Raw genomic sequence first — 14056 nt, forward strand, 5'->3', positions numbered from 1 at the left:
CAAAGAATTGACGACGCAAAGAACAACTTTGGTCGAGGGAAGAATGAAACGAACATGCTCGCTGTCCTTTATCGACTTAGAACTTCAGCTCAGAAGATGAACTCGCCGCGGTTTCGTTAACTGTTCCTGACTTCCGGTCACCCGCCAGTCGCGTTGCACGCGGGATGCCTGAAAGGCCCCGGTCTAGCCGGGGCCTTCGATTCACCAGTCCGACTTCAGATCAATATTTGAGCAGAATCGGGCCGCCGAACTTATAGTTGAGCCGCGCAGTCACAAGATCGAAATCCTGGCGGATGCGGTCGCCGCCCAGCGAACCAGCAGCCACGACAAAGTTCACGTCGGCATCCCGCATGAACAAGTGGTCGTACTCGACGCTTACCGACCAGTTCGGCGCGAAACCGACTTCGATCCCGGCGCCCACAGTAGCACCCCAAGGGCTGCTATCAGCGCCCGCGAACTGCGCGCCCGTGACTGCGGAGTTGACTCGATACGTGTTGCTCGCCACTGCGACGCCGCCCTTGGCGTAAAACAGTACGGTGTCGAGCGCATAACCGATCTGCCCAGTCATCGTACCGAACGCACCAATCTTGCTCTGGTCGACATCGCCGAACGCAATGCTGACGTTGGATCCGCTCAGATCAGCCCAGTTCCCCTGACCTTCAACGCCCAGCACAATCTGGCCGATCTGCCATCGATAGCCGATCTGCCCGCCGACGGTAATGCCGGTCGCATCATGACAGCCCTCAGGGGTGCGACCATTGTAGTCCCAGCAATTCGAGCTTGAGCCCAAGCCGCCGTTCACACCGACGTAGAGGCCGCTCCAGTCGTAAATTGCAGCCGCGACAGGCGGCGGAGCTTTGGAGTAGAGAGGTTGGACGGGCTGCGCAGCCAGGTCTGCACCGGATGCGGACGCAATTGCGCCAAGCGCCACAATGCTCACAGTCGTAAGCAAGAAGTTCTTCATTTCTACTCTCATGTCTTGAGTGCCCCGAGCCTCACGCGTCTTAACAACATGCGCGCGAATTGCTGTAGCTGCGTCACAACATTCGTGCCGAAAGAAATGCGTGAACCGGACGCTGCGTTAGGTTCTGCGTTGCAGATCATTCCCAAGTGTCTGCCAGTGCTACATGCCGTGAGCGTAGATGGCGCAAAAATGAGCGAACTAGCGGCCGCCGATTCAGCGGAGTAGGCGCACGGCAAGCCTGAGGCGGTTTTTGAGATTTGCTATTTTGCGGAATTGATTCGTGGACAGCGCACAAGCTGCCTACATGTCATCTTGGCTCGCCTGACGATCTCAGGGCAGCTATTTCGGTTGTGTTGCAGCCCAGGCAAGCGCGCTTCCAGACAGGGATAAGCAACGAGCCGCCGGCGATCCCGACGGCATGCCCGTTCGATTCTTCCTCAACATCCTTGGGACCTGAGCCGATGATTGGAGCAACAGATTTTTTGCGCTACTAAAACGAGCCGACGCCGCTCTTCGCGGAAGCATATCAATTTGTAGCGATTTCGCGCACCCCTTCAATCGTTAGGCAAAGACTTCGGAGGGTCCCCGGGATCTAGAAGCAAGCTCATCCCCCTGATTTTGGCATCGATCTTCTCGAGGACGGCGGTCGGAACGACATCCCGCTCCGGGAGATTCCACCAATGATCGTTCGCGGACGAAACGACTTCCTCGACGGCCGAGATGACCGCCGGTTCGGGCAGCCGCGCCCGATTGGCAAACTTTCGCCAGCTGTCCGGCGTAAGACCCTTGAACGATTTCTCTCCTCCCAATGACAGGGCCATATTGTCCTTTGGAGAATATGCGGTGGCCGATAGGACGTCGTACACGGGGGCGATCGCCGGCGTGCAACCGTCGCCCGGGTATATCGTGGACCAATTCTTCAAGTGCATGTCGCCGTTGCCGATAAGCGCGACAAGGGCTAGTCGACGAACAAATCTAGTGCGGCTCCTGTCGATACCGCCACATTCAGCGCGGAGGCGATGTCGTGGTACGAAGCGTCATCGTATTTTTTGGACGGCTGGCGGCCGAAGATTTGAGCGAAGTCTTCGATGTGAATTCGGGCGCCTGCGGGTCCTCGGTCGAAACGCTTCACCAGCAGGACCTTGCCGGTCTACAGGGTGTTGAACTCTTCGGGTATTCCCTCGAAATCGTGCCCCGAAAGCGCGAAATACGAGATCAGAAGCTCTACGTCATTAGCCACGGCACTATCCTCGCGCGTTCAAGCGGTGAAGTAAGGTATGGCAGCCCACAGGCCCCCGGTTGCCGTTCTGATATCATGGCACTCGCTGACATAAAGTGGGCGCCCCACGAAACAGTTTTGCCTATTGGAGGCCCGGACCAACTTCGAAAATGGCCGCGCGGCCCTTCATTCGATTGGCGGCGCATCCGGCGCAATGTTGTTGTCGGCACGGCACGCGGCATGAAGAGCGCTAGCCGTTGCGCGGTCTCGAACGTAAGCGGCATTTCCGCGACGATATCCATCCTCTTTGAGCGACGGTGAATGACGATCGCTCGATCGTGCTGATCCGCATTCCAGAAAACAACATAAAGATTGTACCTTCTAATATATCCGACAAACGTGCCTTTGATGTTTTCAGACCCAAGGACGAGGCCGCCGGCCGCCTTCGATTGGGCCGGCTCCTGGACCGTCTTGACCATCTCGTCGAAAATGATCGCGCTCGGTTCCGCCCTCTTCCATGATTTTTTATCCGGAGTGGCAAGAGCACTGAGCGTTGGCGCGCAGCCCGGAAACCATCCGCCTCGCTGCCGTCAGCCAGATGGAGCATGGGGCGATGGAGACGGTGCCGCCATTTGAGAAGAGCCGCGAAATGCGATCGCGCAAGTTCGCCTCGGCAGCGCCGCCGGGATAGCCGCGCCAGTCGCCAATCGGCCCGTCATCCTTGACGTAGGTTTCGCTGTGGTCGCTGTGACCAAAGCGGCCGACGAAGTCCGATTTATTCTCGTTCTTCGCCGGCTTCTGATTCATCCGGCTGGACTGTGCAATTGAGCCGCCCCGGGTTTGCCGCAGCCCATTTGCTTTAACTTACGCCGCCATGATGACTTGATTTCGTTGGAGCGCTGCAAGGCAAACGCGTGAATGAGGCGGCAGATTTATCTATGCCCCTCCATAGCGAGCCGCAGCGACTTCGGGATCCGCTGCGCCTTTCCAGCTGAGATAAACGCTACCCGTACACGTGCTGTGACCAGGAGATCGTCGCCGCGCCTGCATTCCTGCAGCAAGGCAATCGACGCGCCCCTCACCTCTTGCGGGACTGTGACGACGTCAAGAATGTCATCCAAGACCGCCGGTTTTAGAAAATCGATCGTCATCGAGCGCACAACGAAGGCAACACCGGGCGCATCGTTCTTGGCTTCTTTGAGTAATGCTTGCTGATTCGTTCCGAGCAGGCGCAAGTAGTTCGTTCTGCCGCGTTCCATGAAGCGCAAGAAATTTGCGTGATAAACAATCTGGCCGGAGTCGGTATCTTCGAAATAGACCCGGATCTGCATATGATGGCGGCCGTCGCGAATTTCGCCATCAAGAGAGGCTCTCACGGTGTGGTCCCCTTGCTGCCCTTTTGGGACCCATTGTCTCGCACAAAGGCGCGTTCCAGAGCAAGGGCCGATGGGCTTTGGCTTTGTTCGCGCAGTCGGAGCTCCGGCGCACCGCCGCGTGGGTGCTGCGCGTGCCCTCAACAGATCAACAACTTAGAAGCTCGGCCTCATCTTCGGGGTGATGACGAACTGCCCTTTTGGCCTGCGATTTGCCTGCCGGTGATGGCGCTGGCACGTCAGTGTTGGATACTAGGGAGGTCCGCTTGGATACTAGAGAGGTCCGCCAGAACTTAGCGGTATTCACAATGGCTGCTGGACCTCGGGTCGATCAAGAAGCTACTTGTAAGAGGATTGGCGGATGCGAAACAATCGACGATCACACGGACTGTGGGTGCTGACTGCGCCACCAGCGCCACAAACTGCTCCACTTACCGACGAAATTGCAGCGGATATCGTCGTGATTGGCGGTGGATACACCGGGCTGTCGGCGGCCCTTCATCTAGCTGAAGGTGGAGCGCGTGTTGCGCTTTTGGAGGCGTCTGAAATAGGATTCGGCGGGTCCGGGCGGAACGTCGGACTCGTGAATGCGGGCATGTGGCTCATGCCTGAGTCGCTTCCGGCCGCGCTCCGCGCGCCTTTTGGAGAACGGTTACTTGAACAGCTCGGCCGCGGACCGCAGACGGTATTCGAGCTCATCGAAAAGCACCACATCGAATGTGAAGTCGAACGTGCCGGCACCTTGCATTGTGCGGTCGGACGTAAGGGCTTGGAGGAGGTTGAGGCCCGTGCCGAACAGTGGCAGAAGCGTGGAGCGCCCGTCCTGGTGCTAAATGCGGAGGCAACACGCAGCAAAGTAGGCGGTGGCGACTACACCGGCGCGCTGCTCGATAAGCGCGCCGGCACCATACAGCCATTGGCTTATGTGCGAGGGTTAGCGCGGGCCGCGCTTGCGATGGGAGCCAGGATATTTACGCATAGTGAGGCCGTCATGGCGCAACAGAATGGTTTCCGCTGGAGAGTCGGCACCGAAAGCGGATCTGTAGAGGCCGACTGGGTGGTCGTCGCGACGGACGCTTATAGCAAAGGACTTTGGTCTGAGGTACGGCAGGAACAGATTCAACTGCCCTATTTCAACTTTGGCACGCCATGTCTGCCCGATGATCTGCGAAAGTCGATCCTGCCTGAGCGGCAGGGTGTGTGGGACACTCGAGAAGTCCTCTCTTCGTTTCGCCTCGATCGCTCCGGGCGACTCGTGTTTGGCAGTGTTGGTGCGCTTGAGGGGATTGGGCGATCTATTCACCGCGCTTGGGCCCAAAGATCGTTGCACAAGCTTTTTCCAGGACTCCGGGGCGTCCAGTTTGAAACCGGCTGGTTTGGCATGATTGGAATGACCTCCGACAACTTGCCCCGGCTTCACAAGCTGGACCGCAAAGTCATCGGTTTCAGTGGCTATAACGGCCGCGGAATCGCACCAGGCACTGTGTTTGGCAGTGTTTTGGCTTCGTATGTATTGGGGCAGATCGCGGAGAACGACCTGCCGTTGCCGGTCACCGCCGTTGAAGCCCAGCGCTTTCGTGCAGCGCAGGAGGCGTTTTATACGGCGGGCTCCCAGCTTGTTCACCTGATGGATTCCTGGTTCTGATCACCCCAGCAACCCGGTTGGCTTCACAAGCTGCCCTCGCTCGAAGGATGCCGGTCCTCGTGATGTTCTTATGATGTGTTCAAGGGCGCCGTCATGGAACTTAGGATACCTCGGGTCAGACAATCGGATGGTGAAAACGACGAGCTTGCGACGGGTGACGTTCATGACTCGAGCTGTCGGTTCTCCGCCGAATGCCAGTCCGCACCGTGGAGGCGGATCATCTCCCCGACGGGACCGCTCGATGAAGACGCGCTCAACGCAAAAGCCGGCAGTGACCGAAGCCGCACTTTAAAAGGGTTTCTCGATATCGCGAGACACCGGCGCGAAGGCCCACCCCAAACTGGAAGCGCTCATGAGTTGCCGTCACGGCGGTCGAAAGGGAAGCGCCAGCCTGTGAGGCGAGTTCTGCGTCGTTTCGTTTCGCTGAACCCGTCTGGAAACTCCCTTATGATGGACAGGGCAACTTCGCCTCCCTGCTTTATCCCGGCATCGTAGTGCTAGATGCCAGTGCGGCTTTCTGTTTGGGTGTCATAATTAATCCATGCGCCGAGCGCGTGCGCGTGCGCGGCGAAATCTCTTCCGAATAATGAGGTTGTCCACAGGAAGGCCCTGTGAATAGCCGGCATAAGGTTCCGCTATTTGCGGTTGCACGCCGGGAAACGTGTTCCACTGGTCGTAACGAATCGGGGAGAACCGCCAGCTTGCGACTGGCGGCCCCGATTGCCCGCGCACCGCTTGCGGACTGCGGGCCAAACGCTGATGTTAGCAGCAACAGCATAACATTCGGCAAGTCCCGAGAGGTCAAGTCCGGCTTTACTCTAGTGACAGAAGTCGAATGGCTACCTATAAGAACGCCAACTACCTACAGCAATGTAACAGCGACTGTTTCGATCAGATCAGGGGCGGGGAGTCGCGGCTCCCTTTGCCGCTCTCTACCGATGCACGGGCTGTCATCGCGAAATCGGAATTGCAGCAGGCCACACATTGCCTCCGCAAAGCAGTCATGCGCATACGTCAGCACAAGCACCATTCGATGGCGTCTGATCGTATGGGCAGATCACAATCCGAAGTGAGCGACCGACAACAACGGAAGTCCGGTTCAGCCGGGCTTCTACACTCTTGTTTGGAGATGCCCATTCAGGCGAGAGTACTTGAGAATGAGCTAGAAGTATTTCGCGGCCGGGTCTTCAGCATCTTCCACTTCCGGCATCATTACTTTCGATGCATCGGACAGCGAGCCGCCAATGGAATTCAGCATCATTCTGAGAAGATTCAGAGCTTTCGCCAACGTCTTCGCCTCCGATTTGCCGCGCAACCAGCCCACTTGCCATTGCCACTAGCGTCCGGTGGCTCCGGGTTGAACCATCGAAGGTCATCAGACAGCGTTCGCCGCGCCTCGCGCTCGTGCGGTTTGCCTAAGCATTTCGGCGGTTCGCCTAACGGACCCAAGCCGTTTGGCTCTTTGCGGCCCGAAAATCGTTTTGGATTCTTGCGAGTGCGGCCGGTCGCCCGGGCTTTCCTGAGAGGAACGCATGCGCGTGCCATTGAAATTCATTCCTTTTATATAAATTGGGTATGGGGACTCCATTTGCAGCTGTGCGCGTGAACGAGCCGGTCGGTGTTTGGGTTGGCCGTTCTGTGCCTTTCGAGATGCCCCCTACCCATGTGGAGCCAGGCGAGCGCGACAAAGATTGCAATCAGGTGCATGCTCCGACGAAACATCTTCTCGGAAGCAACGGCAATACGGGCAGCGGCGATGAATGAAGTTACGATGCTCAACGCGGAGTTAGATCGCTGCAAGGCTGAGCTGAGGGACCTTAACGCGAAGATGAGCTCAATTTCCTGCACGCAGCCGGTGGACATGACCGCAGTCGAGGACGTGGCGAGGCGAATTCGCCAAATTGCCGAACGAGTCGAAGTCTTGACGCGCGCCATCCTCCACGGTCCACAAGCCGGAACACAATAAGGCTGCCATGAGCCCTGCCGGGCGGCCAGTTACAAAGTTAACCCGGCAGGGACATGCCCAGGCTAGATCATATTTCTGAGCCTTGCGTGTTCTTGCAGCAGCTCAACTTCTTCTGTCTGAGCCCCGTTGCTTTCGTCAACTGTCGGCCACCTAATCTTGCGAAGCGGTTCGCGATCACCGTAGGTCGCAGGAACGTGCGCTTTTAGATGACGTAACGTGCGCGACACGCGATGCAGCTTCTGCGCTGCTACGGTCGAAAATGCCTTAAGCGGGCAGATATTCTGGCGGAATTGTGCGAGGGCTTTAGCCTCTTCGCCCTGCCCGTGCGTTGGATGTAACCGTCGACATAAGTGCGATGGCAAGGGCCGCGTCCCCAAGCCGGATGATGATCGGACCTGAGGCGCATTCAGCGAAGCTCGAGTCTGCCAAGGACCGCGAGTGCTCGCCACGAAAGATCGCTTCGCGGTCCTCAAATCGCGTGTTGCTTCAGGCAGTCGCCTGCTGAAGCCCGACTTCCCCATGCCAACCTGAGCGTCTTCAGCGCAAAGGCCCCCTCTCCATGGAGCGCCGCCCGCGAACACTTGCGAATGGCGCCTCCATCATATTCAACATTTCGCGTTGTCGTGTTCAGCCGTATCCGGCTGAAGACGTTAATGTCGGAGACCAGACACTGACGCGGGAGTATTCCGTCGCCGGAGCCGAAGAACATGGTTTTGCCCTCTTCAAGCGAGGCTCGCAAATGGCTTTGGTGGCACGTGGATTGCTGGGACACCGAAAAGAGCGCGTACGATCATGACGGCCTCGCAGTCGCCGGCCCAGGAGTCCAAATGAAACTTGCTCGATTGATCGCGGGCGTCACTCGTCTCCATTCTCGCCGGCATTTCAACTCATCTAGTGTGTCGATGCCCATGCCGTAGTAGTTCGGTGCTACTATACGTGGCGAACGACGGTGGCACCCGCACGGAATCTATGCTTAAGGTCAGATCATGAAACCGGTTCTCGTCTTCGATTGGAATGGAACGTTGCTCGATGATGCATACGCACTGCTCGAAACCACCAATGCAATTCTAGATCGCTTTGGTCGTACAACGATCGACATGAAGACGCTTCGGGAACATTGCGACGTTCCGCTGTCTCTTCTTTATCGCAGCCTCGGACTATCGCGAGACGAGCTTGCGACGCTGGATCGCGATGGGAGTGCAATGTTTCACGACGCCTATGAGGCTCTTGCGGGCAGAGCCGATCTACGCGAGGGCGCGCGCAGAGTCTTGGAGTTGGCGCGCCGAGAAGGGGCTTCGTCCATCATCGTGAGTAACCATATAGTCGACCCTCTGCGCTACCAATTGAGAAGACTTGGAATCAATGACTGCATCGACGATGTGCTCGCGTTCGAAAGCCGCGACACGCAATACAAATCGACAAGCAAAGGAGAGCGACTTCGTCTATACATGCAGAAGAACAACTTGAAGCCAGCGTCAACTTTCATCATCGGCGATATGCCGATCGAAACGGATATTGCACGGAATCTCGGACTGATAAGTATAGCCATTACCGGGGGATTTGTTTCCGAGGCGCGCCTGCAAGCGGCGCATCCAGACTACACGATTAACAACCTTCATGAGCTGTTGCCAATCTTACGAGGCTACGGTTTTTTTGGAATGCACAAATCATGATCGGCGAAGAACCACCGCACAGCGTCTGTAAAACCTTGATCATGTCGTCCATGTTGAACGAGTTTATCTCGGCGATTCGAACTCCGCCTTCGACATCGCACGCGTCGCATGGCTCAACTCAGTCGCGAGTCCAGCATCTGCAATACTGAACCCGTAATCCGGTACCTGCCGCACTCGCGGGATTCCAGGCGCCTGTAGTCGTCACCGGTGCGCTGCTCGAGGCTTGACGATGCCAGATCGAACAATAACCCATCTCTCACCCACACATTACCGCTCTTACGACCTCAGCGATCCCAGATAGTCGAGCGTGTTGGGAAGCGTCATATTGTAGAATCGGAGAGCAACTTCACCCCCATGTGCGTCGAACGCTGACCCCAGCTATTCCATCGCAAGTCAGTACTGGTCTGGACGAAATCAGCAGTAGGCCGGGGTCATGGTTGGGCTCTGACTCATTTCTGATGAAGTTCGCCGGCGACTGTGGTTCTTTAACGGAGAATCGGCGCCATGCGGACAGGCTTTCGAATTCCATCGCTAGTACCGAGTGGTTTGGTCTTTGATGGCGTAAGTGATTCAGAGGATTCAATTATTCTGGCTGTTCGGTCAGAGGCTGCGGAGGCCCAATGCCCTTTGTGCGCGACAGCATCGCGCCGAGTCCATAGCCGTTACATCCGGCACGTGGCCGATTTGCCATCAGCGGGCAGAAAGTTGCGCCTCCGATTGCTCACGCGGCGCTTCACATGCGAGGTGCCGCATTGCCGCCGGCGGATCTTCACAGAGCGGTTCGGAGAAGACATCGTTCCGCTTCGACGGCGTCGGACGGCACGGCTCGAACACATCGTCCATCACCTGGGGTTGGCGCTCGGCGGCCGGCCGGCAACAAGCTTCGCCAAGCGGCTCATGCTGCCTGTCAGCAACGATACCTTGCTGCGGGTGGTCCGCCGGCGGACGGCGATGCCGATGGATCCATTGCTTGTTGTGGGTATCGATGACTGGGCGTTCCGGAGAAATCGTCGGTATGGGACCATCGTGTGCGATTTGGAGCGTCGGCGGATCGTTGCCTTGCTGCCCGACCGGGAAACGGCGACCGTTCAGGCGTGGCTGTCGAAGCACCCGGGCATCAACATTGTGTCGCGAGATCGCGGTGGTGGATATGGCGAGGCAGCAGCCAAGGCGCTGGCGAAACCATCGTCTGCCCCAGTGACGCTCACGCAATAGCGATCGTCTTGCGGTCGCATCGAGCGTCTGCCAAGCGTTACTCGAGAACTTCGCCGGCCTCGTTGATCAGACGTTCGCGACGGGCATCCTCGATCGCGCGGATCAGCCACAAGACTTTGTCGCTTCGAACGTCGAGAGGAGGCTGTCCGAGAAGCTCCTTCATATCATCTCGGGAGTAAGCGCGTAGCATCGAGCCAATGTACCCGTAATTGTGGAGGTTGACCGCTGTCGCAAGCGTCCTTTTCACAGCATCCAGGTGAAACGCTCGGTGCATCGGATTGCTCGTCGTCGACGTGCGCCAAAGCAGGAGGTTGAAATCGACTTGGGGCGATGTCGCCAACGCGAGCAGCTCGTCCGCCGACATTTCGTCGAGGACCTCCGCAAAAAGCGTCGGAATCTCCGATGTAAGGTCGGGTATCGCCATCATATGCTGCAGCAAGGCGCGATCGAAGGATTCGAGAGGTTCGAGGGATTCGAGAATCTTCTTGGCGTAAGGCCTGTCCGGCCCCGGGGTCGACAGCACGAAGCGAATTGCAACGTCGGGAGCGAAACCGAAGCCTCGCGCCAGCATATCGGGATCTTGGCGTCGATAATATTCGCGCATGAGGGCAAACTCACGGAATGGCAGTCCGCCAGTCGGCGGTCCGACCTCGAGGTCGACGCCCGTCGTCCGTTTCCAGGCCACATAGAGGCGTAGGACCTGGACGACATGGTAGGTAGGCAATCCGGATGGCGCGGCGAACCGTTTTACGATCTCCGGCAAGCCCGTAACTTGGACTTTCGCGATCGCTTCGATGACGTCCTGCATTACTTTTGGCTGCATCGTGCCGCGGACACGAGACGTGATTTCGGCGATGATCGTCTCCGGCGCTTCGGTCAGGAAGCTCATGGCCGACAGCGTCGGGACATCATGCAGGCCATCGAAGGACGCCGGCAATCCGGCGATCAGTTCCGGCACCATGGATGAACCGTGACGCGCGATGAGCACGCGCCATCCAACGGCGCCGTGGCCAACCGCGATCCAGCTTCTCGCTGTTTGGTCGTCGATCTCCAGCGAGACCTCGTTTGCCAATTGATGATGGTGCCGGATGTCGCTCGCCGCGAACGCCGATCTCTGAAATCGAGCGATCCACGCGCTTCCTTTTTCGATAACGGCGAAGCCCAATAGCTCCTGCGCTTTAGGCGACATCCCGGGGAAATGTTGGAGAAGATCCTGGAAGATGCCGTCGTCCCCGACAGTCACCAACAATCGGTTCAGACTCCACCAACCGCCGGTGTTTGGGTCCAACAAGCGGTCGACGATGTCCCCGTAGTTGTCCGCGATCCATCTCGCGAGCTTCTGGTTTGTCGCGCGCTCTGCCGCAGTCCGGAGCCGCCATGGCCCGTTTTTGATGAGGCCCTCCAGATGCGGGCGGCCCCAGTCGGGGATGAAATCGCCGCACGCCAGCGCGGCGGAAAGCGCGAGCTCTGGGTCCAGACGGTTGGAGCGTTGCATTTCTTCGAGCCACCCGAGCCATTCCGGACCGCCCGCGCGGGCTATGATGTCCAGAACGACTGTTGTTCCCGGAACACCGAGCCAATCCGCCAACGCGGCGCGATTCTGGAAAAGAATCTCGACGTCGAAAGCGTTCAGAAGCTCGACCGAATGCATGCCGGGCGCCGAGAGTTCGCTCAGTATATCGAGGGCCGGACGCAGGAAGCGGGATCGACGCGTCTGCAGACCAGCGATCGCTCCCCGGACGCGCACGGCCAAATCGGTCGCGGCAAGCATGCCGTCGAGCTGCTTGTCCAGAACGGGACTGGTTCGCGTCGCGTCGACGTTGACGCTTAACGCGGCGGCGAACACGGCATCCGAGGGGGCGCTTGCCGATACCATGTCGACATCCGACCGCTCTCGCGATTCGAATGCGAGCTTGAAGCTTTCGCGTGTCTTCAGATCGGGCAGGGCATCTTGCACTATACGGGCGTGCAGATACCCCATTCCGGCGAGCCAGCTCCAGTACAGGTCGTGAATCGGAAGTACGCGTCCGGATCGATCCGTAAGCGTACCGAGCCGATCGAGAAGGGCGACGGGTCCCTCGAGACCGGTTTTGCTGGCACGGGCTCTCAAGGCAGCGAGGAGCGATGCGTAGTCGGTGTCGCCGGCGAGCGTCATTGCGGCTGCCGTGCCGAACAGGGCCTCGCTTATGGCTTCCGGCATTCCGTTCGAAACCTGGTCGTGAAGACGACGCAGCAGTTCGCCTCGCGTGACCGACGCGCCGCCCAAGGCGATGTAAAGAACGAGTAGCAGAGGAATGCGTAGAAGATCGACGAAATTGGCGTCGATCTGATGCTTGGCTCCGAACGCTTCTTCGAGCGTCGATCTGACCAGCGATGGCGTGAAAGGTTGAAGCGTCCAGGATTTGAAGGATGTGTCCGATGCGTTCCGCTGCCGTCCGTTGGCGATCACGCGAATGTTGTGAATCGCCCTGGCGGCGGCTTTACGTTCGGCGACGGCGCCATCGGCGAATTCGCCCCAACCGTCCACGAACATGATGACTTTCGGTTGTCGCAAGGCGGACATCGCGTCGATCGTCGGGTCAATGTCCAGAATCGAGTCCCGCAGCGCCCGCCAGGTCGAAATGCCACTTGCTGCAAGATAGATAGGGATGAGATCGCGCTGTCCGAGCAGATTGGCGGCGACCCGCCAGAGAGCGTGGGTTTTTCCCGATCCCGGTGCGGCGACGATGATGTTGTGAAGCGCAGGACTCTCGACGAGTTCTCCGATGGTCCTGAAGGACCGGCTCTGGTCGCCGACCGGCCGGTTGTCCTCGACGATTTCTCGCTCTATCGACGATAGACCGTCGAGCGCGGCGCGCGCTTGCGCCGATTCGGTCCCGACTAGCGCTGCTATCGAAGGCGGCGCGTTTGCGTCCAACAACGCTTGCGCGATCGTTCGGAGGCGATCTTCCGTAGGTGCAGCCGGCCCGCTTTTCGGCGCGGTGGCTTGCGAAACGAGATTCTCATATGTTTGCGACGGTACCGAGATGACGGTCGCCTTCTTGAAGGTCGAAAGGAGGGCGGTACGGTCGAGCCTTCTGTCGGGAGATCCCAGAACGGTGTCGATCATTCCGCATAACATGAAATCGTAGGCGCGTTCTGCGGCCTCTTCCGTTGCTCCGACTTGGTCTCGCAGCTTGACCAACGTCTTCCGATTTTCCGCCGACACGTGCTTCCAATCGGCCGCGCCGCAGACGAACTCGAGTCGGTCAAGCAGACGATTCCGCAACTCCGCGTCGGTGGTTTTACGGATGAAATCGCCGATCTCGCCCTGATAGAACCGTTGGGCGAGTGCCGCGCGGAGCTCGCCGACGTTCGCCGGATCCATTTCCTGCCATACAGCGATGGCCGCCCGCCCGGAAGGTAGCGCGTTCTTTCTCTCCTTGCCGATCGGCGATGTGGTCAGGAAGGTCAGCCGGACCTCTCTGCCGGGGTTCGTCCCGCTCAAGGCGAACAATCGCCCGATGGCGTCGAGAACGTCGGTCGAGTTGAGAGTTACCGATCCGGATTCCCTAGTGTCCTTGACTTGGGTCGCCTTCAGGACCTCGTCTAGCTGCGACGGGTCCTTCAGGACTTCCGCGAAGTCTTCGGCAATCTCCAGATGGAGCTCGTCGTGTTCGCGGAGCGCCAACCAAGCCGACATGCTTCTGTGGATCTGGTAGACATAGCCGCGTAGCGGAGCGATCGCCTGGCGAGCTTCGTCATCGCTCGGGACCTGCCACGGCGTCTGCCCAGTTCCGAATGTCCCGATCTTCTGGCTGGCCATTTCGCGCTTTCATGGTCTATCTGAGGTGCGGTACGCCGGTTGCTGTGGAACCGACGCCATATCGACTTTCATGCGTCTGAAATATCTGAGTCGTGCTTCGGGCGCTCCAGAAGTTCCTCATGCACGCGATCGTCCGCGGGTCCAGCTTGCTTCACTCTGGATTAGCGTAGCAATTCATTCGGCCAACCATGCGACG

The 14056-nt window shown here is 58.4% G+C and carries 7 protein-coding genes and 2 pseudogenes; 3 read left to right on the forward strand and 6 right to left on the reverse strand.

Features of this window, described 5'->3' with window-relative positions:
* Window positions 1–220: 220 nt before the first annotated feature.
* The 4 genes and pseudogenes from AC0L21_RS35275 to ybgC form a co-directional block, all read right to left on the reverse strand.
* A complete protein-coding gene (locus tag AC0L21_RS35275) occupies window positions 221–964 on the reverse strand; it encodes an outer membrane protein (protein WP_035974413.1) in 744 nt (247 codons plus the stop codon).
* 554 nt (window positions 965–1518) lie between these two features.
* Window positions 1519–2153, reverse strand: a pseudogene (locus AC0L21_RS35280) (type II toxin-antitoxin system HipA family toxin); the annotation flags it as partial.
* Window positions 2154–2708: 555 nt separating this feature from the next.
* Window positions 2709–2990, reverse strand: a complete 282-nt coding sequence (locus AC0L21_RS35285) for a hypothetical protein (RefSeq protein WP_473266388.1) — start codon at window positions 2988–2990, stop codon at window positions 2709–2711.
* Window positions 2991–3115: 125 nt separating this feature from the next.
* Window positions 3116–3559 carry a tol-pal system-associated acyl-CoA thioesterase gene (gene ybgC, locus AC0L21_RS35290; RefSeq protein ID WP_007596415.1) on the reverse strand — a complete coding sequence of 148 codons (444 nt, stop codon included), beginning with the start codon at window positions 3557–3559 and terminating at the stop codon, window positions 3116–3118.
* 358 nt (window positions 3560–3917) lie between these two features.
* Here ybgC and AC0L21_RS35295 point away from each other — a divergent pair, with 358 nt between their 5' ends.
* Complete coding sequence (locus tag AC0L21_RS35295; protein ID WP_007614421.1) at window positions 3918–5201, forward strand: NAD(P)/FAD-dependent oxidoreductase; 1284 nt, start codon at window positions 3918–3920, stop codon at window positions 5199–5201.
* A gap of 1162 nt (window positions 5202–6363) precedes the next feature.
* Here the strand turns inward: AC0L21_RS35295 and AC0L21_RS35300 are convergent.
* Window positions 6364–6525, reverse strand: coding sequence for a hypothetical protein (locus tag AC0L21_RS35300; protein WP_473266390.1), 162 nt, complete (start codon window positions 6523–6525; stop codon window positions 6364–6366).
* Window positions 6526–8153: 1628 nt separating this feature from the next.
* Here AC0L21_RS35300 and AC0L21_RS35305 point away from each other — a divergent pair.
* Together AC0L21_RS35305 and AC0L21_RS35310 are read left to right on the forward strand one after the other, a co-directional pair.
* Window positions 8154–8840, forward strand: coding sequence for an HAD family hydrolase (locus tag AC0L21_RS35305; RefSeq protein ID WP_473266392.1), 687 nt, complete (start codon window positions 8154–8156; stop codon window positions 8838–8840).
* A 504-nt stretch (window positions 8841–9344) separates the two neighbouring features.
* Window positions 9345–10016 (forward strand): annotated as a pseudogene (locus AC0L21_RS35310) (ISL3 family transposase); the annotation flags it as partial.
* Window positions 10017–10092: 76 nt separating this feature from the next.
* Here AC0L21_RS35310 and AC0L21_RS35315 read toward each other — a convergent pair.
* On the reverse strand, window positions 10093–13860 hold the full coding sequence (locus AC0L21_RS35315; RefSeq protein WP_473266394.1) for a hypothetical protein: 3768 nt from the start codon (window positions 13858–13860) through the stop codon (window positions 10093–10095).
* Window positions 13861–14056: the final 196 nt, after the last annotated feature.

The sequence above is a fragment of the Bradyrhizobium sp. WSM4873 genome (assembly GCF_055811355.1).

What these genes read in the sequence shown, in the direction of transcription:
- AC0L21_RS35275 (WP_035974413.1), bottom strand. Translation starts at nt 964, where the DNA reads ATGAAGAACTTCTTGCTTACGACTGTGAGCATTGTGGCGCTTGGCGCA.
- AC0L21_RS35285 (WP_473266388.1), bottom strand. Translation starts at nt 2,990, where the DNA reads ATGAATCAGAAGCCGGCGAAGAACGAGAATAAATCGGACTTCGTCGGC.
- AC0L21_RS35295 (WP_007614421.1), top strand. Translation starts at nt 3,918, where the DNA reads ATGCGAAACAATCGACGATCACACGGACTGTGGGTGCTGACTGCGCCA.
- AC0L21_RS35305 (WP_473266392.1), top strand. Translation starts at nt 8,154, where the DNA reads ATGAAACCGGTTCTCGTCTTCGATTGGAATGGAACGTTGCTCGATGAT.
- AC0L21_RS35315 (WP_473266394.1), bottom strand. Translation starts at nt 13,860, where the DNA reads ATGGCCAGCCAGAAGATCGGGACATTCGGAACTGGGCAGACGCCGTGG.